At 68.0% G+C, this 24,251-nt stretch carries 35 protein-coding genes; 3 read left to right on the top strand and 32 right to left on the bottom strand.

The window, feature by feature from the left end; translation table 11 throughout:
• Window positions 1–62: 62 nt before the first annotated feature.
• Window positions 63–1,055: a type I pantothenate kinase gene (gene coaA / locus ACFV9O_RS15430; RefSeq protein WP_385417396.1), complete on the top strand. Its 993-nt coding sequence runs from the start codon at window positions 63–65 to the stop codon at window positions 1,053–1,055.
• Window positions 1,056–1,065: 10 nt separating this feature from the next.
• Entirely contained in the window at window positions 1,066–2,013 is a 948-nt protein-coding gene (locus ACFV9O_RS15425; RefSeq protein WP_385417395.1) for a DUF389 domain-containing protein, read from the top strand.
• Here the strand turns inward: ACFV9O_RS15425 and ACFV9O_RS15420 are convergent.
• The 5 genes from ACFV9O_RS15420 to ACFV9O_RS15400 form a co-directional block, all read right to left on the bottom strand.
• A complete protein-coding gene (locus ACFV9O_RS15420) occupies window positions 2,002–3,396 on the bottom strand; it encodes an alpha/beta hydrolase family protein (RefSeq protein WP_385417393.1) in 1,395 nt (464 codons plus the stop codon). The genes ACFV9O_RS15425 and ACFV9O_RS15420 overlap by 12 nt on opposite strands.
• A gap of 224 nt (window positions 3,397–3,620) precedes the next feature.
• Window positions 3,621–4,979 (bottom strand): phosphoglucosamine mutase, encoded by a 1,359-nt coding sequence (glmM, locus tag ACFV9O_RS15415; RefSeq protein ID WP_385417390.1) that lies wholly within the window; start codon window positions 4,977–4,979, stop codon window positions 3,621–3,623.
• Between the two features lie 182 nt (window positions 4,980–5,161).
• Window positions 5,162–5,683: a 30S ribosomal protein S9 gene (rpsI, locus tag ACFV9O_RS15410; RefSeq protein WP_351226519.1), complete on the bottom strand. Its 522-nt coding sequence runs from the start codon at window positions 5,681–5,683 to the stop codon at window positions 5,162–5,164.
• A gap of 41 nt (window positions 5,684–5,724) precedes the next feature.
• Window positions 5,725–6,168: a 50S ribosomal protein L13 gene (rplM, locus tag ACFV9O_RS15405; protein ID WP_385417386.1), complete on the bottom strand. Its 444-nt coding sequence runs from the start codon at window positions 6,166–6,168 to the stop codon at window positions 5,725–5,727.
• 299 nt (window positions 6,169–6,467) lie between these two features.
• Window positions 6,468–8,087 carry an ABC-F family ATP-binding cassette domain-containing protein gene (locus tag ACFV9O_RS15400; protein WP_385417383.1) on the bottom strand — a complete coding sequence of 540 codons (1,620 nt, stop codon included), beginning with the start codon at window positions 8,085–8,087 and terminating at the stop codon, window positions 6,468–6,470.
• Between the two features lie 56 nt (window positions 8,088–8,143).
• On the opposite strand from ACFV9O_RS15400, the gene ACFV9O_RS15395 reads away from it, so the two are divergent.
• Window positions 8,144–9,007, top strand: a complete 864-nt coding sequence (locus tag ACFV9O_RS15395) for a hypothetical protein (protein WP_385417381.1) — start codon at window positions 8,144–8,146, stop codon at window positions 9,005–9,007.
• Here the strand turns inward: ACFV9O_RS15395 and truA are convergent.
• From truA to rplB, 27 genes are all read right to left on the bottom strand, one after another.
• Entirely contained in the window at window positions 8,975–9,847 is an 873-nt protein-coding gene (gene truA / locus ACFV9O_RS15390) for a tRNA pseudouridine(38-40) synthase TruA (protein WP_385417378.1), read from the bottom strand. The two genes, ACFV9O_RS15395 and truA, sit on opposite strands and share 33 nt — an antisense overlap.
• A 76-nt stretch (window positions 9,848–9,923) precedes the next feature.
• Window positions 9,924–10,418 (bottom strand): 50S ribosomal protein L17, encoded by a 495-nt coding sequence (gene rplQ, locus ACFV9O_RS15385; RefSeq protein WP_385417376.1) that lies wholly within the window; start codon window positions 10,416–10,418, stop codon window positions 9,924–9,926.
• A 118-nt stretch (window positions 10,419–10,536) separates the two neighbouring features.
• Window positions 10,537–11,559 carry a DNA-directed RNA polymerase subunit alpha gene (locus ACFV9O_RS15380; RefSeq protein ID WP_003956430.1) on the bottom strand — a complete coding sequence of 341 codons (1,023 nt, stop codon included), beginning with the start codon at window positions 11,557–11,559 and terminating at the stop codon, window positions 10,537–10,539.
• A gap of 115 nt (window positions 11,560–11,674) precedes the next feature.
• Window positions 11,675–12,079 carry a 30S ribosomal protein S11 gene (gene rpsK, locus ACFV9O_RS15375; RefSeq protein WP_003948617.1) on the bottom strand — a complete coding sequence of 135 codons (405 nt, stop codon included), beginning with the start codon at window positions 12,077–12,079 and terminating at the stop codon, window positions 11,675–11,677.
• Between the two features lie 64 nt (window positions 12,080–12,143).
• Entirely contained in the window at window positions 12,144–12,524 is a 381-nt protein-coding gene (rpsM, locus tag ACFV9O_RS15370; protein ID WP_385417374.1) for a 30S ribosomal protein S13, read from the bottom strand.
• A gap of 200 nt (window positions 12,525–12,724) precedes the next feature.
• The gene (gene rpmJ, locus ACFV9O_RS15365) at window positions 12,725–12,838 is read right to left on the bottom strand and encodes a 50S ribosomal protein L36 (RefSeq protein WP_003956441.1); all 114 of its coding nucleotides are present in this window, start codon (window positions 12,836–12,838) and stop codon (window positions 12,725–12,727) included.
• Between the two features lie 57 nt (window positions 12,839–12,895).
• Window positions 12,896–13,117, bottom strand: coding sequence for a translation initiation factor IF-1 (infA, locus tag ACFV9O_RS15360; protein ID WP_003956442.1), 222 nt, complete (start codon window positions 13,115–13,117; stop codon window positions 12,896–12,898).
• A gap of 141 nt (window positions 13,118–13,258) precedes the next feature.
• Window positions 13,259–14,095 carry a type I methionyl aminopeptidase gene (map, locus tag ACFV9O_RS15355; RefSeq protein WP_385417372.1) on the bottom strand — a complete coding sequence of 279 codons (837 nt, stop codon included), beginning with the start codon at window positions 14,093–14,095 and terminating at the stop codon, window positions 13,259–13,261.
• Between the two features lie 201 nt (window positions 14,096–14,296).
• On the bottom strand, window positions 14,297–14,962 hold the full coding sequence (locus ACFV9O_RS15350) for an adenylate kinase (protein ID WP_385417370.1): 666 nt from the start codon (window positions 14,960–14,962) through the stop codon (window positions 14,297–14,299).
• The gene (secY, locus tag ACFV9O_RS15345; protein WP_385417367.1) at window positions 14,962–16,281 is read right to left on the bottom strand and encodes a preprotein translocase subunit SecY; all 1,320 of its coding nucleotides are present in this window, start codon (window positions 16,279–16,281) and stop codon (window positions 14,962–14,964) included. Before secY ends, ACFV9O_RS15350 begins: the two co-directional genes overlap by 1 nt.
• 252 nt (window positions 16,282–16,533) lie before the next feature.
• A complete protein-coding gene (gene rplO / locus ACFV9O_RS15340; protein ID WP_385417365.1) occupies window positions 16,534–16,989 on the bottom strand; it encodes a 50S ribosomal protein L15 in 456 nt (151 codons plus the stop codon).
• Between the two features lie 2 nt (window positions 16,990–16,991).
• Window positions 16,992–17,174 (bottom strand): 50S ribosomal protein L30, encoded by a 183-nt coding sequence (gene rpmD, locus ACFV9O_RS15335; RefSeq protein WP_071273185.1) that lies wholly within the window; start codon window positions 17,172–17,174, stop codon window positions 16,992–16,994.
• The gene (rpsE, locus tag ACFV9O_RS15330; protein ID WP_242329302.1) at window positions 17,174–17,785 is read right to left on the bottom strand and encodes a 30S ribosomal protein S5; all 612 of its coding nucleotides are present in this window, start codon (window positions 17,783–17,785) and stop codon (window positions 17,174–17,176) included. The genes rpmD and rpsE overlap by 1 nt, the downstream gene beginning before the upstream one ends.
• Window positions 17,786–17,828: 43 nt before the next feature.
• Window positions 17,829–18,212: a 50S ribosomal protein L18 gene (gene rplR, locus ACFV9O_RS15325; RefSeq protein WP_385417361.1), complete on the bottom strand. Its 384-nt coding sequence runs from the start codon at window positions 18,210–18,212 to the stop codon at window positions 17,829–17,831.
• 3 nt (window positions 18,213–18,215) lie between these two features.
• The gene (gene rplF / locus ACFV9O_RS15320) at window positions 18,216–18,755 is read right to left on the bottom strand and encodes a 50S ribosomal protein L6 (protein WP_138053659.1); all 540 of its coding nucleotides are present in this window, start codon (window positions 18,753–18,755) and stop codon (window positions 18,216–18,218) included.
• Between the two features lie 22 nt (window positions 18,756–18,777).
• A complete protein-coding gene (gene rpsH / locus ACFV9O_RS15315; protein ID WP_351226547.1) occupies window positions 18,778–19,176 on the bottom strand; it encodes a 30S ribosomal protein S8 in 399 nt (132 codons plus the stop codon).
• 222 nt (window positions 19,177–19,398) lie between these two features.
• On the bottom strand, window positions 19,399–19,584 hold the full coding sequence (locus ACFV9O_RS15310) for a type Z 30S ribosomal protein S14 (RefSeq protein WP_003956452.1): 186 nt from the start codon (window positions 19,582–19,584) through the stop codon (window positions 19,399–19,401).
• A 5-nt stretch (window positions 19,585–19,589) separates the two neighbouring features.
• The gene (rplE, locus tag ACFV9O_RS15305) at window positions 19,590–20,147 is read right to left on the bottom strand and encodes a 50S ribosomal protein L5 (protein ID WP_385417357.1); all 558 of its coding nucleotides are present in this window, start codon (window positions 20,145–20,147) and stop codon (window positions 19,590–19,592) included.
• Window positions 20,147–20,470 carry a 50S ribosomal protein L24 gene (gene rplX / locus ACFV9O_RS15300; RefSeq protein WP_385417354.1) on the bottom strand — a complete coding sequence of 108 codons (324 nt, stop codon included), beginning with the start codon at window positions 20,468–20,470 and terminating at the stop codon, window positions 20,147–20,149. The genes rplE and rplX overlap by 1 nt, the downstream gene beginning before the upstream one ends.
• 2 nt (window positions 20,471–20,472) lie before the next feature.
• The gene (rplN, locus tag ACFV9O_RS15295) at window positions 20,473–20,841 is read right to left on the bottom strand and encodes a 50S ribosomal protein L14 (RefSeq protein ID WP_003956455.1); all 369 of its coding nucleotides are present in this window, start codon (window positions 20,839–20,841) and stop codon (window positions 20,473–20,475) included.
• A gap of 108 nt (window positions 20,842–20,949) precedes the next feature.
• Entirely contained in the window at window positions 20,950–21,237 is a 288-nt protein-coding gene (gene rpsQ, locus ACFV9O_RS15290; protein ID WP_262006829.1) for a 30S ribosomal protein S17, read from the bottom strand.
• Window positions 21,237–21,461: a 50S ribosomal protein L29 gene (gene rpmC, locus ACFV9O_RS15285; protein WP_017949657.1), complete on the bottom strand. Its 225-nt coding sequence runs from the start codon at window positions 21,459–21,461 to the stop codon at window positions 21,237–21,239. Before rpmC ends, rpsQ begins: the two co-directional genes overlap by 1 nt.
• A complete protein-coding gene (gene rplP, locus ACFV9O_RS15280; protein ID WP_005313579.1) occupies window positions 21,461–21,880 on the bottom strand; it encodes a 50S ribosomal protein L16 in 420 nt (139 codons plus the stop codon). Before rplP ends, rpmC begins: the two co-directional genes overlap by 1 nt.
• A gap of 5 nt (window positions 21,881–21,885) precedes the next feature.
• A complete protein-coding gene (gene rpsC, locus ACFV9O_RS15275) occupies window positions 21,886–22,722 on the bottom strand; it encodes a 30S ribosomal protein S3 (RefSeq protein WP_384238635.1) in 837 nt (278 codons plus the stop codon).
• Window positions 22,722–23,069, bottom strand: a complete 348-nt coding sequence (gene rplV / locus ACFV9O_RS15270) for a 50S ribosomal protein L22 (protein WP_009327087.1) — start codon at window positions 23,067–23,069, stop codon at window positions 22,722–22,724. Before rplV ends, rpsC begins: the two co-directional genes overlap by 1 nt.
• 43 nt (window positions 23,070–23,112) lie before the next feature.
• The gene (rpsS, locus tag ACFV9O_RS15265) at window positions 23,113–23,394 is read right to left on the bottom strand and encodes a 30S ribosomal protein S19 (RefSeq protein ID WP_017949661.1); all 282 of its coding nucleotides are present in this window, start codon (window positions 23,392–23,394) and stop codon (window positions 23,113–23,115) included.
• Between the two features lie 12 nt (window positions 23,395–23,406).
• A complete protein-coding gene (gene rplB / locus ACFV9O_RS15260; RefSeq protein ID WP_385417350.1) occupies window positions 23,407–24,243 on the bottom strand; it encodes a 50S ribosomal protein L2 in 837 nt (278 codons plus the stop codon).
• Window positions 24,244–24,251: the final 8 nt, after the last annotated feature.

Here is a 24,251-nt window from a genome sequence, read left to right as displayed (position 1 = left end):
ACGCCCCCCGGCGTGAGCGACGCCACGCCGCACTCCGTGCGGCCTGGACCGACAATGAGCATGTGATCACTTCGCCGCCACGAAGCCGCAGGCCCGACAGGACAGAGACGTCCCCCTACGTCGACCTCACCCGTCAGGAGTGGAGCGCCCTCCGCGACAAGACCCCGCTCCCGCTGACCGCAAGCGAGGTCGAGCAGCTGCGCGGGCTCGGTGACGTCATCGACCTCGACGAGGTGCGGGACATCTACCTGCCGCTCTCCCGGCTGCTCAATCTGTACGTCGGCGCCACCGCCGATCTCCGCGGCGCGCTCAACACCTTCCTGGGCGACGCGGGCAACGGGCACGGCACCCAGCGCGGCACGCCCTTCGTCATAGGCGTGGCCGGCTCCGTCGCCGTCGGCAAGTCCACGGTCGCCCGTCTGCTCCAGGCCCTGCTGGCCCGCTGGCCCGAGCACCCGCGCGTCGAACTCGTCACCACCGACGGGTTCCTGTACCCCATGGAGGAGCTCCAGGACCGCGGCCTGATGTCGCGGAAAGGCTTCCCCGAGTCGTACGACCGGCGCGCGCTGACCCGCTTCGTCGCCGACATCAAGGCCGGCAAGGACGAGGTCACCGCCCCCGTCTACTCGCACCTCATCTACGACATCGTGCCCGGCGAGCGCCTCACCGTCCGCCGCCCCGACATCCTCATCGTCGAGGGCCTCAACGTCCTCCAGCCCGCGCTCCCCGGCAAGGACGGCCGCACCCGCGTCGGTCTCGCCGACTACTTCGACTTCTCCGTGTACGTCGACGCGCGGCCCGAGGACATCGAGCGCTGGTACCTCAACCGCTTCCGCAAACTCCGCGAGACGGCCTTCCAGGACCCGTCCTCGTACTTCCGGAAGTACACCCAGGTGTCGGAGGAGGAGGCGCTCGACTACGCCCGCACGATGTGGCGCACGATCAACGGGGTCAATCTGCTGGAGAACGTCGCCCCGACCCGCGGACGTGCCACCCTGGTCGTGCGCAAGGGCCCCGACCACAAGGTCCAGCGCCTGTCCCTTCGCAAACTCTGAGGAGCGCCGCGTGCTGCACCTGCGCCTGATCGTCCCGACGGACCGCACCGACGAGGTCGTCCGGACGGTCGAGAAGACGGTCGGTACGACCCACCTCGCCGTGGTGACGGGCGCCGCCCGCAACCCGTCGGGCGATCTGGTGCTGTGCGACGTGGCACGCGAGGCCGGTGACGAGCTGATCGGCCGCCTCCGGGAGCTCGGCCTGGACCGGGACGGCTCCATCGCCGTCGAGAACATCGACCTGTCGCTCTCCAAGCGCGCCGACAAGGCTGAGGACGAGGCTCCGGGCGAGGGCGCGGACGCGGTGCTGTGGGAGCAGCTGACCGACGCGACCCACGAGGAGTCGACGCTCTCCGTCACCTACATCGCGTTCCTGACGCTGGCGACGATGATCGCCGCGTGCGGTGTGGTGCTCGACAACGCGATCCTCATCGTCGGCGCGATGGCCGTCGGCCCGGAGTTCGGGCCGCTCGCCGGGTTCTGCACGGCAGTGGTGCAGCGCCTGCCGCGGCTGGCGTGGCGCTCGCTGGTGGCGCTGATCGTGGGCTTCGCCGCGGCGATGCTGCTCACGGTCGGCTTCAGCTACTTCATGAACGGCATCGGCCTCTTCGAGCGCTCGATGCTGGAGGCGGACCGGCCCAACACCGCCTTCATCTACGCCCCCGACGAGTTCTCCTTCGTCGTCGCCGTCCTCGCGGGCATCGCCGGCACCCTCTCGCTGACCTCGGCCAAATCGGGCGCCCTGGTCGGCGTGGCGATCTCGGTGACGACGGTCCCGGCGGCGGCGAACGCGGCGGTGGCCCTGAGCTACAGCGAGTACGGCCAGGCCTGGGGCTCCAGCGAGCAGCTGCTGCTCAATCTGCTCGGCATCATCCTCGCCGGGACGCTCACGCTGTTCACCCAGAAGTGGCTGTGGAAGAACCAGCGGCGGCGTACGGCGAGGAAGTCAGCGGCCTGACAGCGTCTCCTGCAACCAGTCGAAGACGACCTCGCAGTGCAGCTGCGGGGCCATCGGGGAGCAGTGCAGTTGCGCGCCCTGGGCGGTGGTGAGCTTCACGTAGTCCTTGGGGGCGGTCAGCTCGTCGAACATCTGGCGCGGCTGACCGGGATAGAACTGCTCGTAGTCGTAGTCGAGAACCAGCGTGGGCGCCTTGATGCGGCCGACGACGTCCGTGATCCTCAGCGACTCGATGAGTTTGGCCGGCGTCCAGAAGTCGGTGAACATCTTGCCCTGTCTGGCGGCGAGCATCGCCGGGATCGAGAAGGGCTCGATGCGCTTCTTCATCGTCGCGGCATCGGCCGGAGGCAGCTCGGGGACGACCTCCTTGTTCCAGATGTCGTTCGTCTCCTGCTTGCTCGGCGTGAGGATCTCCCGGATCTCCGGAGGGAAACCCAACCAGGGATCCACGCAGCCGGGCATCGCCACCAGAGCGGCGATCCTGCTCTCGAAGGCCGCGGCCCGGGGTGCCAGGTCGCCTGCCATGCTCAGCCCGGTCAGGGCGATCTTGCCGGTGTCCACGTCCGAGCGGGCGGCCAGCCAGTCGACGAGCGGGGTGACGACCTTCTCCCAGGTCGGTGTGAAGACCACCTGGTCCACGAAGAGCAGCTGTCCCTGGCCGGGCCCGTCGTAGACGAGAGCGTTCCAGCCGCGGTCCAGAGCGGCCGCGACGCCGTAGGTCCACATGTCGACGTTCTGTCCGTCGCTGCCGTTCGTGAGGATCACGGTGGGACGCCGCTCACCGGATTCGTCCGGCCGGAAGAACCACACCGGCAGCGGGGTCTTCCCGTACGGGACGTTCGCCGTCACCGGTGCCGGGTCGCACAGATCGCAGAACTTGTCCCAGGCGCCGCGCCCGGCCTTGTACAGCTGCTCCTCGCTGCCCGGGTCGTCGGAGCCCAGGACGAAGAACAGCGCCTGGCCGTAGTACTGCGCGGCCCGCAGCGCGCGGAAGCGCGTGGTCTGGTCGTCGGGCTTGCTGTCCTCGGGCGCCTCCATCAGCTGGTCGCCGAGCTTCCTGAAGGTCTCGACGTACGTCTGCGAGGAGAGGCCGGCCTTGTTGACCGCGTTCACGGCGGTGAGCACCTCACCGACCTCAGCGGCGCCGAAGCCGGACCCGCCGAGCGCGAGGAGCACGCTGAAGTTGAACGCCGGGTCCTTGAAGAGCGTCATCGCTCCGGGCGTCGGACCCGCGCCGGCGGGGGCCGACGCCGTGGGGCTCGGGCTGGATGTGGGCGCCGCGTCCGACCGCGTACACCCGGCGACCATCACGGCCCCAGCCCCACCCACGAGCCCGGCGAGCGCGGCGCGCCGGCTGGGCCGGTCCCTGGATACGTCCGTCATACGAACCGAACGTACGAGGCCCGCCGGCGACCCCCGCCGCGCCACACGCGCGACTAGCCCGAACGGCCGACCCCGAGGCACCCCCACCGGCCTGCAGACGCCGGACACACCGGACGCCGTCAAGGCACCGGGCCGGCCGGCCCCCGCGGGGCCCGGCCGCCGGGACAGGACCCCGCAGCGCACGCCGCCAGGGGGTACCGCAGGGGGACACTCCCTGCGCGGACTCAGCCCAGCGCCGACTTCACCGCATCCGCCAGCCGCCCCGCCACCGACCGCGCCTGGTCGATGTCCGCGGCCTCGACCATCACGCGGACGAGAGGCTCGGTGCCGGACGGGCGCAGCAGCACCCGGCCCGTGGAGCCGAGCTCGTGCTCCGCGTCGGCGACCGCCGCGGCCAGCTCGTCCGACGTCGCGACGCGCGACTTGTCGACGTCCGGGACATTGATCAGGACCTGCGGCAGGCGGTCCATCACACCGGCCAGCTCCGCCAGCGAGCGTCCCGTCGCCACGACCCGCGCCGCCAGCATCAGACCGGTCAGCGTGCCGTCACCCGTGGTCGCGTGGTCGAGGACGATGACGTGGCCGGACTGCTCGCCGCCGAGCGCGTAGCCCTGGGCCTTCATGGCCTCCAGGACGTAGCGGTCGCCGACGGCCGTCTGCACGAGCTGCACGCCCTCGCGCTCCATCGCCAGCTTGAAGCCGAGGTTCGACATGACGGTCGCGACGACCGTGTTCCCCCGCAGCGTGCCCGCCTCGCGCATGGCCAGGGCCAGCACGGCCAGGATCTGGTCGCCGTCGACCTCGTTGCCCGCCGCGTCCACGGCGAGGCAGCGGTCGGCGTCACCGTCGTGGGCGATGCCGAAGTCCGCGCCGTGCTCGACGACCGCTGCCTTCAGCAGGTCCAGGTGGGTCGACCCGCAGTTCTCGTTGATGTTGAGGCCGTCCGGCTCCGCGCCGATCGTCACGACCTCCGCGCCCGCCCGGGCGAACGCCTCGGGCGAGACCCGGGCCGCGGCACCGTGCGCCTCGTCGAGGACGACCTTGAGCCCGTCGAGCCGGTTCGGCAGGACCGCGATCAGATGGGCGACGTACTTGTCGAAGCCCTCGTCGTAGTCCCGTACGCGGCCGACGCCGGCCCCTGTCGGCCGGTCCCACGGCGCGCCGGTGCGGTGCTCCTCGTACACGGCCTCGATACGGTCCTCCAGCTCGTCGGCCAGCTTGTGGCCGCCGCGCGCGAAGAACTTGATGCCGTTGTCGGGCATGGCGTTGTGGCTGGCCGAGAGCATCACGCCGAGGTCGGCGCCCAGCACGCCGGTGAGGTACGCCACCGCGGGGGTGGGCAGCACACCGACGCGCAGGACGTCCACGCCCGCGCTCGCGAGACCCGCCACCACGGCGGCCTCCAGGAACTCCCCGGACGCACGGGGATCACGCCCGACCACCGCCGTCGGCCGATGGCCCTCGAACGTGCCCGCCTCGGCGAGCACGTGCGCCGCCGCGACCGACAGACCGAGCGCGAGCTCCGCCGTCAGATCCGCGTTGGCGACACCGCGCACACCGTCCGTGCCGAAGAGTCGTCCCACTGGTGTCCTCCGAAAATGCTCCGAAAACGAGGGGCCTCGTAACGTTTTCCTGTGTTTATACGCCCGAGGCATCGAGCTGCGTCACCCCGGGGGGTCGCCCCAGGTGCGAGATAAACGGAACGCCCCGGCAGCACGGAGTGCCGCCGGGGCGAACGAATGCCGTATGTGGCAAGCAGGCGGGATTAGCGCTTGCTGTACTGCGGCGCCTTGCGGGCCTTCTTCAGACCGGCCTTCTTGCGCTCGACCGCACGGTCGTCGCGGCTCAGGAAGCCGGCCTTCTTCAGCGGGCCGCGGTTGTTGTCCACGTCCGCCTCGTTCAGCGCGCGGGCCACGCCCAGGCGCAGGGCGCCGGCCTGGCCGGAGACGCCGCCACCCGAGATACGGGCGATGACGTCGTAGCGGTTGTCGAGCTCGAGCACCTTGAAGGGCTCGTTGACTTCCTGCTGGTGCACCTTGTTGGGGAAGTAGTCCTCAAGGGTGCGACCGTTGATCTTCCACTTGCCGGTGCCCGGAACGATCCGGACGCGGGCGATGGCGTTCTTGCGGCGGCCCAGGCCGGCGGCCGGCTGCGGCTCGCCGAAGCGGGACGCGAGCGACTCGCTGGTGTACTCGCCCTCGACGGGGGTCTCGGACTCGAAGGTGGTGACCTCGGCGTAGGTCTCTTCGCCCTCGAGCGGAACTTCGGTGGTGGTCTCGTCGGCCACGATTCTCCTCAGAATTCTCTTGTCTTAGGGGGTGGCCGGACTTACTGCGCGACCTGGGTGATCTCGAACGGGACCGGCTGCTGAGCAGCGTGCGGGTGGTTCTCGCCCGCGTAGACCTTCAGCTTCGAGAGCATCTGACGGCCCAGGGAGTTCTTGGGGAGCATGCCCTTGACGGCCTTCTCGATGGCCTTCTCGGGGTTCTTCTCGAGGAGCTCGTCGTAGCGGACGGAACGCAGACCACCCGGGTAGCCGGAGTGGCGGTACGCCATCTTCTGGGTCCGCTTGTTGCCGGACAGGTGCACCTTCTCGGCGTTGATGATGATGACGAAGTCACCAGCGTCAACGTGCGGCGCGTAGATCGGCTTGTGCTTGCCCCGCAGAAGGGTGGCGGCAGTGGTCGCCAGACGACCCAGGACGATGTCCTGGGCATCGATGACGTGCCACTGGCGGGTGACATCGCCGGGCTTGGGGCTGTACGTACGCACGGTCGTAGCCTTCGCTTCTTCAGTGAGTGGGTCCTGACAAGGCCACCCGGACGATCACGACAGCCTTGGCCGCACATCGGGGACGCAACCCGAGTGCATGCCGCTGGTCATCGGCCCGGTGGACCGGCGTAAGGGCCCCTCACGTGAGATAGAGCAAGCCAATACGCATAACGAACCAGAAGAATACCGTCGGCCACCCGTGCGGGTCAAAACGCCCCACCCCCCGCCACCCGTGGCGCCCGCCCGGGGCGGATGCGGCAGGACGCGGGCCCGGCTCCCGGGCCGCACCTCGCCGGGGGCTACCGCGCCCGTTCCACCCGGCGCTCGTCCCACACGGGCTCCGCGGTCTCCCGTACGCGGCCGTCCGCACCGAAGACCAGATAGCGGTCGAAGGACTTCGCGAACCAGCGGTCGTGCGTCACGGCCAGGACGGTGCCCTCGTACGCCTCGAGCCCCTCCTGCAGCGCCTCGGCCGACTCCAGGTCCAGGTTGTCCGTGGGCTCGTCCAGCAGCAGCGCCGTCGTCCCGCGCAGCTCCAGCAGCAGGATCTGGAAGCGTGCCTGCTGGCCGCCCGACAGGCGGTCGAACGTCTGGTCGCCCTGCCGCTCCAGCTCGTACCGCCGCAGCGCGCTCATCGCCCCGCCCCGGTCCTTGGCGTGCTCCGTCCAGAGGATGTCGACGAGGGTGCGGCCCATCAGCTCCGGGTGGGCGTGGGTCTGCGCGAAGTGGCCGGGCACGACCCGCGCCCCCAGCTTCCACTCGCCCGTGTGTGCCACGTCCTCGCCGGCCAGCAGTCGCAGGAAGTGGGACTTGCCCGAGCCGTTGGACCCGAGCACCGCTACCCGCTCCCCGTAGAAGACCTCCAGGTCGAACGGCTTCATCAGGCCGGACAGCTCCAGTCCGGAGCAGGTCACCGCCCGCACGCCCGTCCGCCCGCCCCGCAGCCGCATCCGGATGTCCTGCTCGCGCGGCGGCTCCGGCGGCGGGCCCGCCTCCTCGAACTTCCTGAACCGCGTCTGCATCGCCCGGTACCGCGACGCCATGTCGGGGCTGATCGCCGCCTGCTGCCGCAGCTTGTGGACCAGTGCCTTCAGCCGCGCGTGCTCCTCGTCCCAGCGCCGCTTCAGCTCCTCGAACCGGGCGAACCGCTCGCGCCGGGCCTCGTGGAACGTGTCGAAGCCGCCGCCGTGCACCCACACCGTGCTGCCCGACGGGCCCGGCTCCACCGCCACGATCTTCTGAGCGGCCCGCGACAGCAGCTCCCGGTCGTGCGAGACGAACAGCACGGTCTTACGGGTCTCACGCAGCCGCTCCTCCAGCCACCGCTTGCCCGGGACGTCCAGATAGTTGTCCGGCTCGTCGAGCAGCAGCACCTCGTCGGGCCCGCGCAGCAGCGCCTCCAGCACCAGGCGCTTCTGCTCACCGCCCGACAGCGTCCTCACGAGCCGCCACTGCGCCTTCTCGTACGAGACCCCGAGCGCGGCCATGGTGCACATGTCCCAGACCGTCTCGGCCTCGTACCCCTGCACCTCGGCCCAGTCGCTCAGCGCCTGCGCGTACCGCATCTGCGCGGCCTCGTCGTCGACCGTCATGATCAGGTGCTCGGCCTCGTCGACCGCCTGCGCCGCCGCGCGGATCCGCGGCTGGGCCACCGAGACCAGCAGATCCCGGACCGTGCGTTCGTCCCGCACCGAGCCCACGAACTGCTGCATCACCCCGAGCCCGCCGCTCCCCGACACGGTCCCGCCGTGCGGCTTGAGCTCCCCGGAGAGCAGCCGGAGCAGCGTGGTCTTGCCCGCGCCGTTCGCGCCGACGAGGGCGACCACCGCCCCCTCCCCCACCCGGAAGGAGACGTCGCCCAGCAGCGGCCGCCCGTCCGGCAGGTAGTACTCCAGATGTCCGGCCTCGAGATGTCCCATGACGGGCATTCTCACTGCCGGACACGCTCCCGCCCAACCGGTTTAGGATGCGCGGCATGAGCTTTGGGGGACCGCAGTGGCCACAGGAGCCGCACCAGCACACACAGCCGTCGCAGACGCCCGACTGGGCCGCCCTCGCGGAGGCGTCCGCGGCGCGCGCTCGTCGCAAGAAGTGGCTGCTCATCGGCGGTGGTGCGCTGGCGACGGCGGCGATCGCCGCGATCGTGGCCACGGCCGTCGTCTCGATGAACAAGGACGGCGGCGACCCCGGCAAGAACGCCGGTGATCTGCCCACGGCTCCCGATCTGCCGAACGAGACGGGCCGGCCCGAGCCCTCGTTCTCGTCCGTGGCGCCGCCTCCCCCGCCCAACCCCAAGGACTTCATCTCCAACGAGAAGAAGGACACGGCACTGCTCAGCGCCGACACCCTCTTCCCGGGCAAGAAGCTGACGATGGGCGACCGCGTGTACGCCAAGGGCCCGACCGCCCGTACGGGCAACTGCGCCTCGGCCACCCAGGGTTCGCTCGGCGCGGCCCTGACCGCCAACGGCTGTGACCAGGTCTTCCGCGCCACGTACACCAGGGACGGGGTGGCCGTCACCATCGGTGTCGCCGTCTTCCCGACGGAGGCTCAGGCCCAGGCGGCCGTCAAGCGGTCGGCCCGCAACATCGCCCCGCTCTCCGGCTCGGGCGTGGCCGGCTTCTGCAAGGGCGGCCCGGTCTGCCGCTTCGTGGGCAACTCCTACGGCCGGTACGCCTACTTCACGGCGACCGGCTACCTCAACGGAAAGTCCGTCACCAAGGGCGACACCAGGGCGTTCCAGCCGGGCGACGACCTGGCGGAGTTCACGTTCCGTCAGATCGTCGCGCGCGGCGAGATGCAGGCGTCAGCAGCAGCCACCGCTCCCGCCGGTGGGTGAGCCCGGCAGCGACCGCTTGTTGCGGGCCTCCAGGTTCCTGGCGGCCAGCAACTCGTCCGCGGGGTAGCCGACTTCCTCCAGCGTGAGCCCGTGCGGCCGTACGACGTGCACGGCCGAGTCCCGTACCCCCGCGGCCAGCACCTTCCCCGGCCAGTCCACCGGCCGGTGCCCGTCCCCGACGAACAGCATCGCGCCCACCAGCGAGCGCACCATGTTGTGGCAGAAGGCGTCGGCCTTCACGGTCGCGGTGAGGATCCCTTCCTCGCCGCGCTCCCAGCGCAGCTCCTGCAGCGTGCGGATGGTCGTGGCGCCCTCGCGCTTCTTGCAGTACGCCGCGAAGTCGTGCTCCCCCAGCAGCCGTTCGGCAGCCGCGTTCATGGCATCCACGTCCAACGGCCAGTCGTGCCACAGCACATGGCCGCGCAGCAGCGGGTCGACGCCGCCGGGGTGGTCGGTGACGCGGTAGGCGTACCGCCGCCAGACGGCGGAGAAGCGCGCGTTGAAGCCCGCCGGGGCCTCCTCGGCCTTCCACACCCGGACATCGTGCGAGAGCCGCCCGGCGAGCCGGCGCAGAAGCTTGTCGCGGTGCTCGTCCCACAGCTCCTGCGGCAGATCGACGTGGGCGACCTGGCCCCGGGCGTGCACACCGGCGTCCGTACGGCCGGCGACCGTCAGTTCGTACGTCTCCGATGACCGGGTCACCGTACGGATCGCGTCCTCGATCTCGCCCTGTACGGTCCGCTGCCCCCGGGTCTGCCTGGCCCAGCCGGAGAAGTCCTTGCCGTCGTACGACAGGTCCAGCCGCACCCGCACGAAGCCGGGCCTCACGTCATCGCTCACGTCTCATATCCCTTTCAGCGGAACGGGCCCGCCCCCCACAAAGGGGAACGGGCCCGTTCACTGGTCTTCAGAACGCTCAGGCGTCCTTGGACTCCTCGGCCGGAGCCTCGGCGGCGTCCTCGGCCTTGGTCTCCTCGACCTTGGCCTCCTCGGCCTCCTTGACCGCACGCTTGGTGGCGGCCTCGGCCTCGGCGACGGTGGCCTTCTTCGCGATCTCGCCCTCGACGAGCTCGATCACGGCCATCGGGGCGTTGTCACCACGACGGTTACCGATCTTGGTGATCCGGGTGTAGCCACCCGGACGCTCGGCGTAGCGCGGGGCGATCTCGGTGAAGAGCGTGTGGACGATGCTCTTGTCCGTGATCGTCTGCAGCACCAGGCGACGGTTGTGGATGTCGCCCTTCTTCGCCTTCGTGATCAGACGCTCCGCGACCGGACGCAGGCGGCGGGCCTTGGCCTCGGTCGTGGTGATGCGGCCGTGCTCGAACAGCGACTTCGCGAGGTTCGCGAGAAGCAGCTTCTCGTGCGCGGCGCTGCCGCCCAGACGGGCACCCTTGGCGGGCTTCGGCATGGTTTGTCTCCTTGAGTGCTGCACCGGCCGTGTCAGGTACCGGTGTCAGTTCCCTCGCCGCGGTCGCGGGAGGGGGGTACGGAAAGCGCGGGCCGGAGCCCGCGCTCCCGTAATTCTCCTAGTACTGCTCGGTCTCGACGAACCCGGCGTCCGCGTCGTCGTCGGCACCGAAGGCGTCGGCGGCGGCGGTCGGGTCGAATCCGGGCGGGCTGTCCTTGAGGGCCAGGCCCATGCCGGCCAGCTTCGCCTTGACCTCGTCGATCGACTTCGCACCGAAGTTGCGGATGTCGAGCAGGTCGGCCTCGGAGCGGGCGACGAGCTCACCCACGGAGTGGATGCCCTCGCGCTTGAGGCAGTTGTACGAGCGGACCGTGAGCTCCAGCTCCTCGATCGGCAGCGCCAGGTCCGCGGCCAGGGCGGCGTCCGTCGGGGACGGCCCCATGTCGATGCCCTCGGCGTCGATGTTGAGCTCGCGCGCCAGACCGAACAGCTCGACCAGGGTCTTGCCGGCCGACGCCATGGCGTCACGCGGACGCATGGCCTGCTTGGTCTCGACGTCGACGATCAGCTTGTCGAAGTCGGTGCGCTGCTCGACACGGGTCGCCTCGACCTTGTACGTGACCTTGAGCACCGGCGAGTAGATGGAGTCGACCGGGATACGGCCGATCTCCTGGCCCACCTGCTTGTTCTGCACGGCGGAGACGTAGCCGCGACCGCGCTCGACGGTCAGCTCCATCTCCAGCTTGCCCTTGCCGTTCAGCGTGGCCAGGACCAGGTCGGGGTTGTGCACCTCGACACCGGCCGGGGGCGCGATGTCGGCGGCGGTGACCAGACCCGGGCCCTGCTTGCGCAGGTACATCACGACCGGCTCGTCGTGCTCCGAGGAGACGACCAGCTGCTTGATGTTCAGGATGAGGTCGGTGACGTCCTCCTTGACGCCCGGCACGGTGGTGAACTCGTGCAGGACACCGTCGATCCGGATGGACGTGACGGCAGCGCCCGGGATCGAGGAGAGGAGCGTACGGCGGAGCGAGTTGCCGAGGGTGTAGCCGAAGCCCGGCTCCAGCGGCTCGATGACGAACCGGGAGCGGTACTCGTCGACAACCTCTTCGGTCAGCGAGGGACGCTGAGCGATCAGCATGTCTTTGATCCTTCAGTCATGGGCGCCCGCTATTTGACGCCCTCTGGTACTGCAAGGGTACGGGCGGTACGGCCCGAAAGAGCCGTACCGCCCGAAGCCTCAGGTCAAGCGAGCGTCAGACGCGACGACGCTTGGGCGGACGGCAGCCGTTGTGCGGCGTGGGGGTGACGTCCTGGATCGAACCGACCTCGAGGCCCGTGGCCTGGAGGGAGCGGATCGCGGTCTCACGGCCGGAGCCCGGACCCTTGACGAAGACGTCGACCTTGCGCATGCCGTGCTCCTGCGCGCGGCGAGCGGCCGACTCGGCGGCCATCTGCGCGGCGAACGGGGTGGACTTGCGCGAGCCCTTGAAGCCGACGTGGCCGGCGGAGGCCCAGGAGATCACGTTGCCGGTCGGGTCCGTGATGGACACGATCGTGTTGTTGAACGTGCTCTTGATGTGGGCGTGGCCGTGCGCGACGTTCTTCTTTTCCTTGCGGCGTACCTTCTTGGCAGCGCCCTGGCGTCCCTTGGGGGGCATGTATTTCTCCCGTGGAGGTGGTCGGTCCTACAGCGAAGACCGCTGATGAGCGTCCTGCTGAGGACTACTTCTTGCCCGGCTTCTTCTTACCGGCGATGGCGCGACGCGGGCCCTTGCGGGTACGAGCGTTCGTGCTGGTGCGCTGACCGTGGACCGGCAGACCACGGCGGTGGCGCAGACCCTGGTAGCAGCCGATCTCGACCTTGCGGCGGATGTCGGCCTGGATCTCGCGGCGGAGGTCACCCTCGGTCTTGAGGTTGGCGTCCACGTACTCGCGGATCTTGACCAGGTCCTCTTCGGCCAGGTCACGAACGCGGGTGTTCGGGTCCACACCGGTCGCGGCGAGGGTCTCCTTCGCCAGGGTGCGGCCGATGCCGAAAACGTAGGTGAGTGCGACCTCCACACGCTTGTCGCGCGGGATGTCAACACCGGAAACGCGTGCCATTCAATGGCTCCTGTGGTGTTCGGGGGTCTTCCGCAGAACCACTCCCGGCCGCCGACCGCTCCCGTAGGAGAGGGTGGTACGTCCAGGTCCCCGGCCCCCGCCGGAGGTGCCGCCGACCCTTTCGGGCTGGGCGGGCTCTGCGTATCTACATGTATTGCTCGCGTCGCGCGAAGTAACTGCGAAAGGCAGGAGGTCGTGCGTCAGCCCTGGCGCTGCTTGTGGCGCAGGTTGTCGCAGATGACCATGACCCGGCCGTGACGGCGGATCACCTTGCACTTGTCGCAGATCTTCTTGACGCTCGGCTTGACCTTCATGGGATGTGAGGTTCTCCGGGTCAGTGCCGGCACCCACGGGAGGGGTGACGGCAAGATCTACTTGTAGCGGTAGACGATCCGTCCACGCGTCAGGTCGTACGGAGACAGCTCCACGACGACCCGGTCGTCCGGGAGGATACGGATGTAGTGCATCCGCATCTTGCCGGAGATGTGCGCGAGGACCTTGTGACCGTTCTGGAGCTCCACCTTGAACATGGCGTTCGGCAGGGACTCGATCACGGTGCCCTCAATTTCGATGGCACCTTGCTTCTTGGCCACGCTTCGCCCTTCGAATCGGCTACCTTGATCGACTCTCATCTCCGCATGTGGACACACGGGTGCACGAGAGCCGACGCATCAGTCTACGTCAGGCCCCCGGGAAAAGACGAATCCGGGAAGTTTGCCCATCAGGACAGATCATTATGCGAGGGGATCCGGAGCCGCCGTGACACCCAGCTCGGCCAGCTTGGCCCTGCCGCCGTCCACCGCGGTCAGCACCAGCGGCCCGTCCTCCGTCAGCGCCACCGAGTGCTCCCAGTGGGAGGACCAGGTGCCGTCCGTCGTGATGACGGTCCATTCGTCCGAGAGGACCTCGGTGTGCGGGGTGCCGAGGGACACCATCGGCTCGATGGCCAGGCAGAAGCCGGGGACCAGCTTCGGGCCCTTGCCGCGCTTGCGGGTGACGTAGTTCAGGAGGTGTGGGTCCATGTGCATCTCGGTGCCGATGCCGTGGCCGCCGTACTCCTCGATGATCCCGTACTTGCCGCCGCCGGGCTTCGGCTGGCGGCGGATGTACGTCTCGATGGCGCGGGAGATGTCGACCAGCCGGTTGCCGTTCTTCATCGCGGCGATGCCGGCCCACATGGACTCCTCGGTCACCCGGGAGAGCTCGATCAGCTCCGGCGCGTGGCCGTCGCCCACGAACGCGGTGTAGGCCGCGTCGCCGTGCCAGCCGTCGACGATGGCGCCGGCGTCGATGGAGATGATGTCGCCGTTCTTGAGGACGGTCTTCTCGTCGGGGATGCCGTGGACCACGACCTCGTTCACCGAGGTGCAGATGGTGGCGGGGAAGCCGCCGTACCCGAGGAAGTTCGACTTGGCCCCGTGGTCGGCGATCACCTTGCGGGCGACCTCGTCCAGATCCTTCGTGGTGGCGCCGGGGACAGCCGCCTCACGGGTCGCCGCATGGATGGCGGCGACGACCAGTCCCGCCTCGCGCATCTTCACGATCTGCTCGGGGGTCTTGATCTGCACCATGACGGCTGACGCCTTTCTAGGACCAATGGTTCGGGTTGCCGGCGTGTGGGCGGCCCGCCGACACGGCGAGGCGCCCAGCATCGTGCGGTGAGCGCCTCGTACCACGATACGGCCGTGACAGGCCGGACACGCCGCGGCAGCTCAGCACATCGGCCGCGGCGCCCCGTGAGGGCGTCGCGGCCGATGAGTGGAACGTACGGCTCAGGCCTGGGCGGCCCGGTCGCTGCGGAGAGCCTCCATCGCCCGCTCGGTCACGTCCGTGACCTTGCCGAGCGCGGAGATCGTGACCACCAGGCCCTGGGCCTTGTAGTAGTCGATGATCGGCTCGGTCTGCGTGTGGTAGACCTCGAGCCGCCGGCGCACCGTCTCCTCGGAGTCGTCGTCGCGCTGGTACAGCTCGCCGCCACAGACGTCGCAGACGCCCTCGGTCTTCGGCGGCGAGTACGTCACGTGGAAGACGTGCTTGTCCTCGTTGCGGCACAGCCGACGGCCCGCGATCCGCTTCACGACCTCGTCCTCGGGGACCTCCAGGTCCAGGACCGCGTCCAGCTTCATGCCCTCGGTCGTCAGCATCTCGTCCAGGGCCTCGGCCTGGGAGACGTTCCGCGGGAAGCCGTCCAGCAGGAAGCCGTTCGCGGCATCCGGCTGCGACATGCGGTCCTTGGCCATCCCCACGGTGATCGCGTCGGGTACGAGGTCCCCGGCGTCCATGAACGCCTTGGCCTTCCTGCCCAGCTCCGTGCCCTGGCTGATGTTGGCCCGGAAGAGGTCGCCCGTGGAGATGTGCGGGATCGACAGGTTCTTGGCAAGGAACGCGGCCTGCGTTCCCTTGCCGGCACCGGGCGGTCCGACGAGGACGATTCGCATCAGCGGAGGAACCCTTCGTAATTGCGCTGCTGGAGCTGGCTCTCGATCTGCTTCACGGTCTCGAGACCGACACCCACGATGATGAGGATGCTGGTGCCACCGAACGGGAAGTTCTGGTTCGCACCACCGAAGCCCGCCAACGCCACTGTTGGCACAAGAGCGATCAGACCCAGGTACAGCGAGCCCGGCCAGGTGATCCGGTTGAGCACGTAGCTCAGGTACTCGGCGGTAGGTCGACCAGCCCGGATACCCGGGATGAAGCCACCATACTTCTTCATGTTGTCCGCGACTTCCTCGGGGTTGAACGAGATGGCCACGTAGAAGAACGCGAAGAAAACGATCAGCAGGAAGTAGGTGGCGATGTAGTAGGGGTGGTCACCCTTGACGAAGTGGGCTTCGATCCAGGTCTTCCAGCCTGCGTTCGAGCTGGAGAACTGCGCGATCAGCGCCGGGATGTAGAGCAGCGACGACGCGAAGATGACAGGAATCACACCCGCCTGGTTCACCTTGAGCGGGATGTACGTGGACGTACCGCCGTAGGACCTGCGGCCGATCATGCGCTTCGCGTACTGGACGGGGATCCGGCGCTGGGCCTGCTCGACGAAGACGACGAGGGCGACCATCACGAAGCCGATGAGGATGACGGTGCCGAACTCGATCCAGCCCTTGGCCAGCTTGCCGCTCTCCTTGATGGCCCACAGCGCGCCCGGGAAACCGGCGGCGATGGAGATGAACATCAGGATGGACATGCCGTTGCCGATACCGCGGTCGGTGATCAGCTCGCCGAGCCACATGACCACGGCCGTACCGGCGGTCATGGTGACGACCATGGTGGCGGTCACGAAGATCGACTGGTCCGGAACGATCTCGCTGGCGACCGGGCAGCCACTGAACAGCGCGCCGCTGCGCGCGGTGGCCACGAGGCCGGTGCCCTGGAGCACGGCCAGCGCGACCGTGAGGTAGCGCGTGTACTGCGTGATCTTGGCCGTGCCGGCCTGACCCTCCTTCTTGAGGGCCTCCAGGCGCGGAATGACCACGGTCAGCAGCTGCAGGATGATGCTCGCCGTGATGTACGGCATGATGCCGAGCGCGAAGATCGTGATCTGCAGCAGCGCCCCGCCACTGAACAGGTTGACCAGGCCGAACAGGCTGCCCTGGTTCTTCGAGGCCTGGTCGACACAGATCTGGACATTCTCGTAGCTGACGCCGGGAACGGGGATGTGTGCGCCGATCCGGTACAGCACGATGATGCCGAGCGTGAAGAGCAGCTTCTTGCGCAGGTCGGGCGTCTTGAACGCCCGGGCGAACGCGGTGAGCACGGTGCCTCCTGCGACCCCCGCGCAAAGCGTCAGAGGTGACGGTCTTGAGGTTCGACGAATACGTATAAGTCAAGAACCGCTCGGGAGCCCTGTGGGGCGGACCTCGCGGGTGTTCCGGGGGTCACCCCCCGGCACATTTACAGCAACAACGCACGCCACCTTACCGGCGGACGTGCCCCCCTTGGAACGACCAACCGGGGATGCCCCATTTGAGAGGCATCCCCGGTTAGGTGTTCAGGCCATCGGCTCGTCTCAGACGAGCTCGGTGACGGTGCCGCCGGCGGCGGCAATCTTCTCCTTGGCGGAGCCGGAAACGGCGTCAACCGAAACCTGCAGCGCCACGGAGATCTCGCCCTGGCCCAGGACCTTGACGAGGCTGTTCTTGCGCACCGCACCCTTGGCGACCAGGTCGGCCACCGAGACCTCGCCACCCTGCGGGTAGAGCGCGGCCAGCTTGTCCAGGTTCACGACCTGGTACTCGGTGCGGAACGGGTTCTTGAAGCCCTTCAGCTTCGGAAGACGCATGTGGAGGGGCATCTGCCCGCCCTCGAAGCGCTCCGGAACCTGGTAGCGGGCCTTCGTACCCTTGGTACCACGACCGGCCGTCTTACCCTTCGACGCCTCACCACGACCGACACGGGTCTTGGCGGTCTTGGCGCCCGGGGCGGGACGGAGGTTGTGGATCTTGAGCGGGTTGTTCTCCGCCATGATCAGTCGACCTCCTCAACCGTCACGAGGTGGCGGACGGTGTGCACCATGCCGCGGAACTCGGGGCGGTCCTCCTTGACGACCACGTCGTTGACCCTCTTCAGGCCAAGCGAACGCAGGGTGTCGCGGTGGTTCTGCTTGCTGCCGATGTACGACTTCGTCTGCGTGATCTTGAGGCGAGCCATTACGCACCCGCTCCCGCACCGGCACGCGCACGCAGCAGAGCCGCGGGGGCGACATCCTCGAGCGGCAGACCACGGCGAGCCGCGATCTCCTCGGGACGCTGCAGACCCTTCAGGGCCGCCACGGTCGCGTGAACGATGTTGATCGCGTTGGACGAGCCGAGCGACTTCGACAGGATGTCGTGAACGCCGGCGCACTCGAGCACGGCACGCACCGGGCCACCGGCGATAACGCCGGTACCGGGGGAAGCCGGCTTGAGCAGAACGACGCCCGCAGCCTTCTCACCCGTGATCGGGTGCGGGATGGTGCCCTGGATACGGGGGACCTTGAAGAAGTGCTTCTTGGCCTCCTCAACACCCTTGGCGATGGCGGCCGGCACCTCCTTGGCCTTGCCGTAACCGACACCCACGGTGCCGTCACCGTCGCCCACCACGACCAGCGCGGTGAAGCTGAAGCGACGACCACCCTTCACAACCTTGGCGACACGGTTGATCGCGACAACGCGCTCAACGTAAGCGGTCTTCTCGGCGGCAGCTGCGCCGCCGTCACGGCCCTTCCGGTCCCGCCGCTCGCCGCCACCGGCACCGCTTCCGCGGCGCTGGGGTCCAGCCATTGGAATTACCTCTCTTCGTTTTCCGCTGAGCTACGGAACCGGCTCAGAACTTCAGACCGGCTTCGCGGGCGGCGTCCGCCAGGGCGGCGATGCGCCCGGCGTACTGGTTGCCGCCACGGTCGAACACGACAGCCTCGATGCCCGCAGCCTTGGCACGCTCGGCCACGAGCTGGCCGACCTGCTTCGCCTGCGCCGACTTGTCGCCTTCGCCGCCGCGGATGGACGAGTCCAGGGTGGACGCCGACGCGAGGGTGTGACCCGCGAGGTCGTCGATGACCTGAGCCGTGATGCCGCGGTTGGACCGGGTGACGACCAGACGCGGACGCGCCGGGGTACCCGAGATCTTCTTGCGGATGCGGATGTGGCGACGCTTCAGGGAAGCGCCCTTGTAGGCCTTGCCCTTGGCAATCTTCACGCCGTATGCCATGGCTTACTTACCAGCCTTTCCGACCTTGCGGCGGATGACCTCGCCCGCGTACTTCACGCCCTTGGCCTTGTACGGGTCGGGCTTGCGCAGCTTGCGGATGTTCGCGGCGACCTCGCCGACCTTCTGCTTGTCGATGCCCTCGACCGAGAACTTGGTCGGCGACTCGACCTTGAAGGAGATGCCCTCGGGGGCCTCCACCAGGATCGGGTGGCTGTAGCCGAGCTGGAACTCCAGGTTGGAGCCCTTCGCGGCAACGCGGTAACCGACACCGCTGATCTCGAGCGCCTTGGTGTACCCCTGGGTCACACCGGTGATCATGTTCGCCACCAGCGTGCGGGACAGGCCGTGCAGGGCCTTGTTCTGACGCTCGTCGTTGGGGCGGGTGACGTTCAGGACGCCGTCCTCACCCTTCGCGATCTCGATCGGCGCGGCAACGGTGTGGGTCAGGGATCCCTTGGGACCCTTCACCTGGACCGTACGGCCATCGATGGTGACATCCACGCCGGCGGGAACCGAGATGGGGAGCTTGCCGATACGCGACATTGTTCTTCTCCTCCGTTCCCGACTACCAGACGTAGGCGAGGACTTCCCCGCCCACACCCTTCTTGCTGGCCTGCTTGTCGGTGAGGAGCCCGTGCGACGTGGAGATGATCGCCACGCCCAGGCCGCCGAGCACCTTCGGCAGGTTGGTGGACTTCGCATACACCCGGAGACCGGGCTTGGAGATCCGCTTGATGCCCGCGATGGAGCGCTCACGGTTCGGGCCGAACTTCAGCTCGAGGACGAGGTTCTTGCCGACCTCGGCGTCCTCGACACGCCAGCCCGTGATGAAGCCCTCCTGCTGGAGGATCTCCGCGATGTGAGACTTGATCTTGCTGTGCGGCATGGTCACGGAGTCGTGGTACGCCGAGTTCGCGTTCCGCAGACGCGTAAGCATGTCTGCGATCGGATCAGTCATGGTCATGAATTGGCCTTCGGCCTCTCTCGCCGGGGTTTCCTGTATGCGCCATCCCTCTCCCCACACATGGGCGGGACGGGTGCGGCGCGGGGACCTACGGCGTAGTAAGTCGATCAGGGCGGCGGGCGCCCAACCCCACAAGCCTACGGCATGTGGAGGTGGGCCCCGCCGACCCGTTGCTTACCGAGAGCCTCCGGTAATCCCTAACGTCCTATGGACAGAGGGGGATTACCAGGAGCTCTTGGTCACGCCCGGCAGCTCGCCACGGTGAGCCATCTCACGAAGGCACACGCGGCACAGGCCGAACTTGCGGTACACGGAGTGCGGACGGCCGCAGCGCTGGCAGCGGGTGTACGCACGCACACCGAACTTGGGCTTACGAGCAGCCTTGGCAATCAGAGCCTTCTTCGCCATCTCGCTTACGCCTCCTTGAACGGGAAGCCGAGGTGACGGAGAAGGGCACGGCCCTCAGCGTCGTTGGTCGCCGTGGTCACCACGGTGATGTCCATACCCCGGACGCGGTCGATCTTGTCCTGGTCGATCTCGTGGAACATGACCTGCTCCGTGAGACCGAAGGTGTAGTTGCCACGGCCGTCGAACTGCTTGGGGGACAGACCACGGAAGTCGCGGATGCGCGGCAGCGCGAGCGACAGGGTGCGGTCCAGGAACTCCCACATGCGGTCGCCACGGAGCGTGACGTGGGCACCGATCGGCTGGCCCTCACGCAGCTTGAACTGCGCGATGGACTTACGGGCCTTGGTGACGGCCGGCTTCTGGCCGGTGATCGTGGTGAGGTCCTTGATGGCGCCCTCGATCAGCTTGGAGTCGCGGGCGGCGTCGCCCACACCCATGTTGACCACGATCTTCACGAGGCCGGGAACCTGCATGACGTTCTCGTACGAGAACTCCTCACGCAGCTTGCCCGCGATCTCCTCGCGGTACCTCGTCTTGAGACGCGGAGTGGTGGTGGTAGCCATCAGATGTCCTCACCCGTCCGCTTGGCAACGCGGATCTTGTTGCCCTCGTCGTCGAAGCGGAAACCGACGCGGGTCACGACCTTCTTGCCGTCCTTCTCCACAACCAGCTGAACATTGCTGACGTGGATCGGGGCCTCGGTGGTGACGATGCCGCCGGCCTGCGAGGCACGACCCGGCTGGTTGGCCTTCGTGTGCTTCTTGACCCGGTTGACACCCTCGACCAGGACGCGGTCCTCGCGGGGGAAGGCCGCGATGACCTTGCCCTGCTTGCCCTTGTCCTTGCCGGTGATGACCTGGACCAGGTCGCCCTTCTTGATCTTCATGCTTACAGCACCTCCGGCGCGAGCGAGATGATCTTCATGAACTTCTTCTCGCGCAGCTCACGGCCCACCGGGCCGAAGATACGGGTGCCGCGAGGGTCGCCGTCGTTCTTCAGAATGACGGCGGCGTTCTCGTCGAAGCGGATGTACGAGCCGTCCTGGCGGCGGCGCTCCTTGACGGTGCGAACGATGACCGCCTTGACGACGTCACCCTTCTTCACGTTGCCACCGGGGATCGCATCCTTGACGGTGGCGACGATGACGTCACCGATGCCCGCGTAGCGGCGACCCGAGCCACCGAGAACACGGATGCAAAGGATCTCCTTGGCACCAGTGTTGTCGGCGACGCGAAGTCGCGACTCCTGCTGGATCACGTCTATCTCCTGTTTGTCTGCCGGTTCCCGGCAGGGGCTTCCCTCCGAAGAGGTGCGGCCCCTGCCGAGCCTGGCGGAACGAACTCGAAGGGTTACCCCTTCAAGTAATTACTTGGCCTTCTCGAGGATCTCGACGACGCGCCAGCGCTTCGTCGCGGACAGCGGCCGGGTCTCCATGAGGAGGACGCGGTCGCCGACACCCGCGGCGTTCTGCTCGTCGTGCGCCTTGAGCTTGTTCGTACGGCGGATGACCTTGCCGTACAGCGCGTGCTTGACGCGGTCCTCGACGGCGACGACGACGGTCTTGTCCATCTTGTCGCTGACGACCAGACCCTCACGGGTCTTGCGGAACCCGCGCTCGGCGGTCTTGTTCTCAGTCACGTTGCTCTCGCTCATCAGGCGCTCTCCACCGTCTCGATGCCCAGCTCGCGCTCACGCATCAGGGTGTAGATCCGCGCGATGTCCTTGCGGACGGCCTTCAGCCGGCCGTGGTTCTCGAGCTGACCGGTCGCCGCCTGGAAGCGGAGGTTGAACAGCTCTTCCTTGGCCTCGCGGAGCTTGGCAACAAGCTCCTCGTTGCCCAGCTCGCGCAGCTCGGACGCCTTGGTACCGGCCGACATCACGCTTCACCTGCCTCGCGCTTGACGATCCGGCACTTCATCGGCAGCTTGTGAGCCGCGCGAGTCAGAGCCTCACGTGCGATCTTCTCGTTCGGGTAGGACAGCTCGAACATGACCCGGCCCGGGTGCACGTTCGCGACCCACCACTCCGGGGAACCCTTACCGGAACCCATGCGGGTCTCGGCAGGCTTCTTCGTCAGCGGGCGGTCCGGGTAGATGTTGATCCAGACCTTGCCGCCACGCTTGATGTGGCGGGTCATCGCGATACGAGCCGCCTCGATCTGGCGGTTGGTCACGTACGCCGGAGTCATGGCCTGAATGCCGTACTCGCCGAACGCAACCGTCGTACCACCCTTGGCCATACCGCGGCGCTTGGGGTGGTGCTGCTTGCGGTGCTTGACCCTGCGGGGGATCAGCATGTCGGTCAGGCCTCCGTTCCGGTGCTCTCAGCAGCCGGAGCGGCGGCGGGAGCGTCGGCCTTGGGGGCCTCGGCAGCCGGCGCGGACTGCTGCTGCGGCTTGCGACCGCGACCGCCACGCTCGCCACCACGGCCACCGCGGGCCGGGCGGTCGTTGCCACCACGGGCCGGGCGGTTGCCGGCGCGGGCAGCGGCGTTCTCGGCGCGGACCTCGGCGATGTTCTTGACGTCGCCCTTGTAGATCCAGACCTTCACACCGATGCGGCCGAAGGTGGTCTTGGCCTCGAAGAAGCCGTACTCGACGTTCGCGCGGAGCGTGTGCAGCGGCACACGGCCCTCGCGGTAGAACTCCGAGCGGGACATCTCGGCGCCGCCGAGACGGCCACCACACTGGATCTTGATGCCCTTGGCGCCCGCCTTCATCGCCGACTGCATGCTCTTGCGCATGGCGCGGCGGAAGGAGACGCGGGAGGACAGCTGCTCGGCAACGGCCTGGGCCACGAGCTGAGCGTCGACCTCGGGGTTCTTGACCTCGAGGATGTTCAGCTGGACCTGCTTGCCCGTGAGCTTCTCGAGGTCGCCGCGGATGCGGTCGGCCTCGGCGCCACGGCGGCCGATGACGATGCCGGGACGCGCGGTGTGGATGTCCACCCGCACGCGGTCACGGGTGCGCTCGATCTCAACCTTCGAGATACCGGCGCGCTCCATGCCGGACGTCATCATCCGGCGGATGGCGACGTCTTCCTTGACGTAGTCCTTGTACAGCTTGTCGGCGTACCAGCGGGACTTGAAGTCCGTGGTGATGCCGAGCCGGAACCCATGCGGGTTAACCTTCTGGCCCATTACCGGGTTCCTTCCTTGCTGCTGACGACCACGGTGATGTGGCTGGTCCGCTTACGGATCCGGTAGGCACGGCCCTGAGCACGCGGACGGAACCGCTTCAGGGTCGGGCCCTCGTCGACGTACGCCTCGCTGATGAACAGCGAAGAGGCGTCCGTGTGGTCGTAGTTGTGCGCGGCGTTGGCAATGGCGCTGTCCAGCACCTTGCCGACCGGCACGCTCGCGGCCTGCGGGGCGAAACGCAGGACCGCCTGAGCCTCCGTGGCGTCCATGCCACGGATGAGGTCCACCACGCGGCGGGCCTTCATGGGCGTGACGCGGATGTACCGCGCCTGGGCCCTGGCTTCCATGGTTGTCCCTTCGGTGTAAGTCATAGTCGTTTCCACCCCGCGATTAGCGGCGCTTCGACTTCCGGTCGTCCTTGACGTGGCCGCGGAAGGTGCGAGTCGGCGAGAACTCGCCGAGCTTGTGGCCGACCATGGACTCGGTGACGAACACCGGGACATGGGTCTTGCCGTTGTGCACCGCGATCGTGTGGCCCAGCATGGCCGGGACGATCATCGAGCGACGGGACCAGGTCTTGATGACGTTCTTGGTGCCTGCTTCGTTCTGGGCGTCCACCTTCTTGATCAGGTGGTCGTCGACGAAGGGCCCCTTCTTGAGACTGCGCGGCATCTAAACCCGCTCCTAGCGCTTCTTGTTCGTCTTGCGGCGGCGGACGATGTACTTGTTGCTCGCCTTCTTGGGAGAACGAGTACGACCCTCCTTCTGACCCCACGGGGAGACCGGGTGGCGACCACCGGAGGTCTTGCCCTCACCACCACCGTGCGGGTGGTCGACCGGGTTCATGGCGACACCGCGGACGGTCGGGCGGACGCCCTTCCAGCGCATACGGCCGGCCTTGCCCCAGTTGATGTTCGACTGCTCGGCGTTGCCGACCTCGCCGACGGTGGCGCGGCAGCGGGCGTCGACCAGGCGGATCTCACCGGACGGCATGCGCAGGTGGGCCATGGAGCCCTCCTTCGCCAGCAGCTGCACGGAGGCACCCGCGGAGCGGGCGAACTTCGCGCCGCCGCCGGGCCGCAGCTCGATGGCGTGGATGGTCGTACCGACCGGGATGTTGCGCAGCGCCAGGTTGTTGCCGGGCTTGATGTCGGCGGCCGGGCCGTTCTCGACACGGTCGCCCTGGTTCAGGCCACGCGGCGCGATGATGTAGCGCTTCTCGCCGTCCGCGTAGTGCAGAAGGGCGATGCGCGCCGTGCGGTTGGGGTCGTACTCGATGTGCGCGACCTTGGCCGGCACGCCGTCCTTGTCGTGACGACGGAAGTCGATCACTCGGTAGGCGCGCTTGTGGCCACCGCCCTGGTGGCGAACGGTCACACGACCGGCGTTGTTACGGCCGCCCTTGCTGTGCAGGGGGCGGACCAGCGACTTCTCCGGCGTGGACCGCGTGATCTCGACGAAGTCGGCGACGCTGGAGCCACGACGGCCCGGAGTCGTCGGCTTGTACTTGCGGATACCCATTTCTCAGT

Origin of the sequence: Streptomyces sp. NPDC059909 (assembly GCF_042730885.1) — a bacterium.
In the GTDB taxonomy this organism is placed as follows: domain Bacteria; phylum Actinomycetota; class Actinomycetes; order Streptomycetales; family Streptomycetaceae; genus Streptomyces.
The sequence above is the reverse complement of the archived record's forward strand: the minus strand, read 5'-3'. Positions and strand labels throughout refer to the sequence as shown.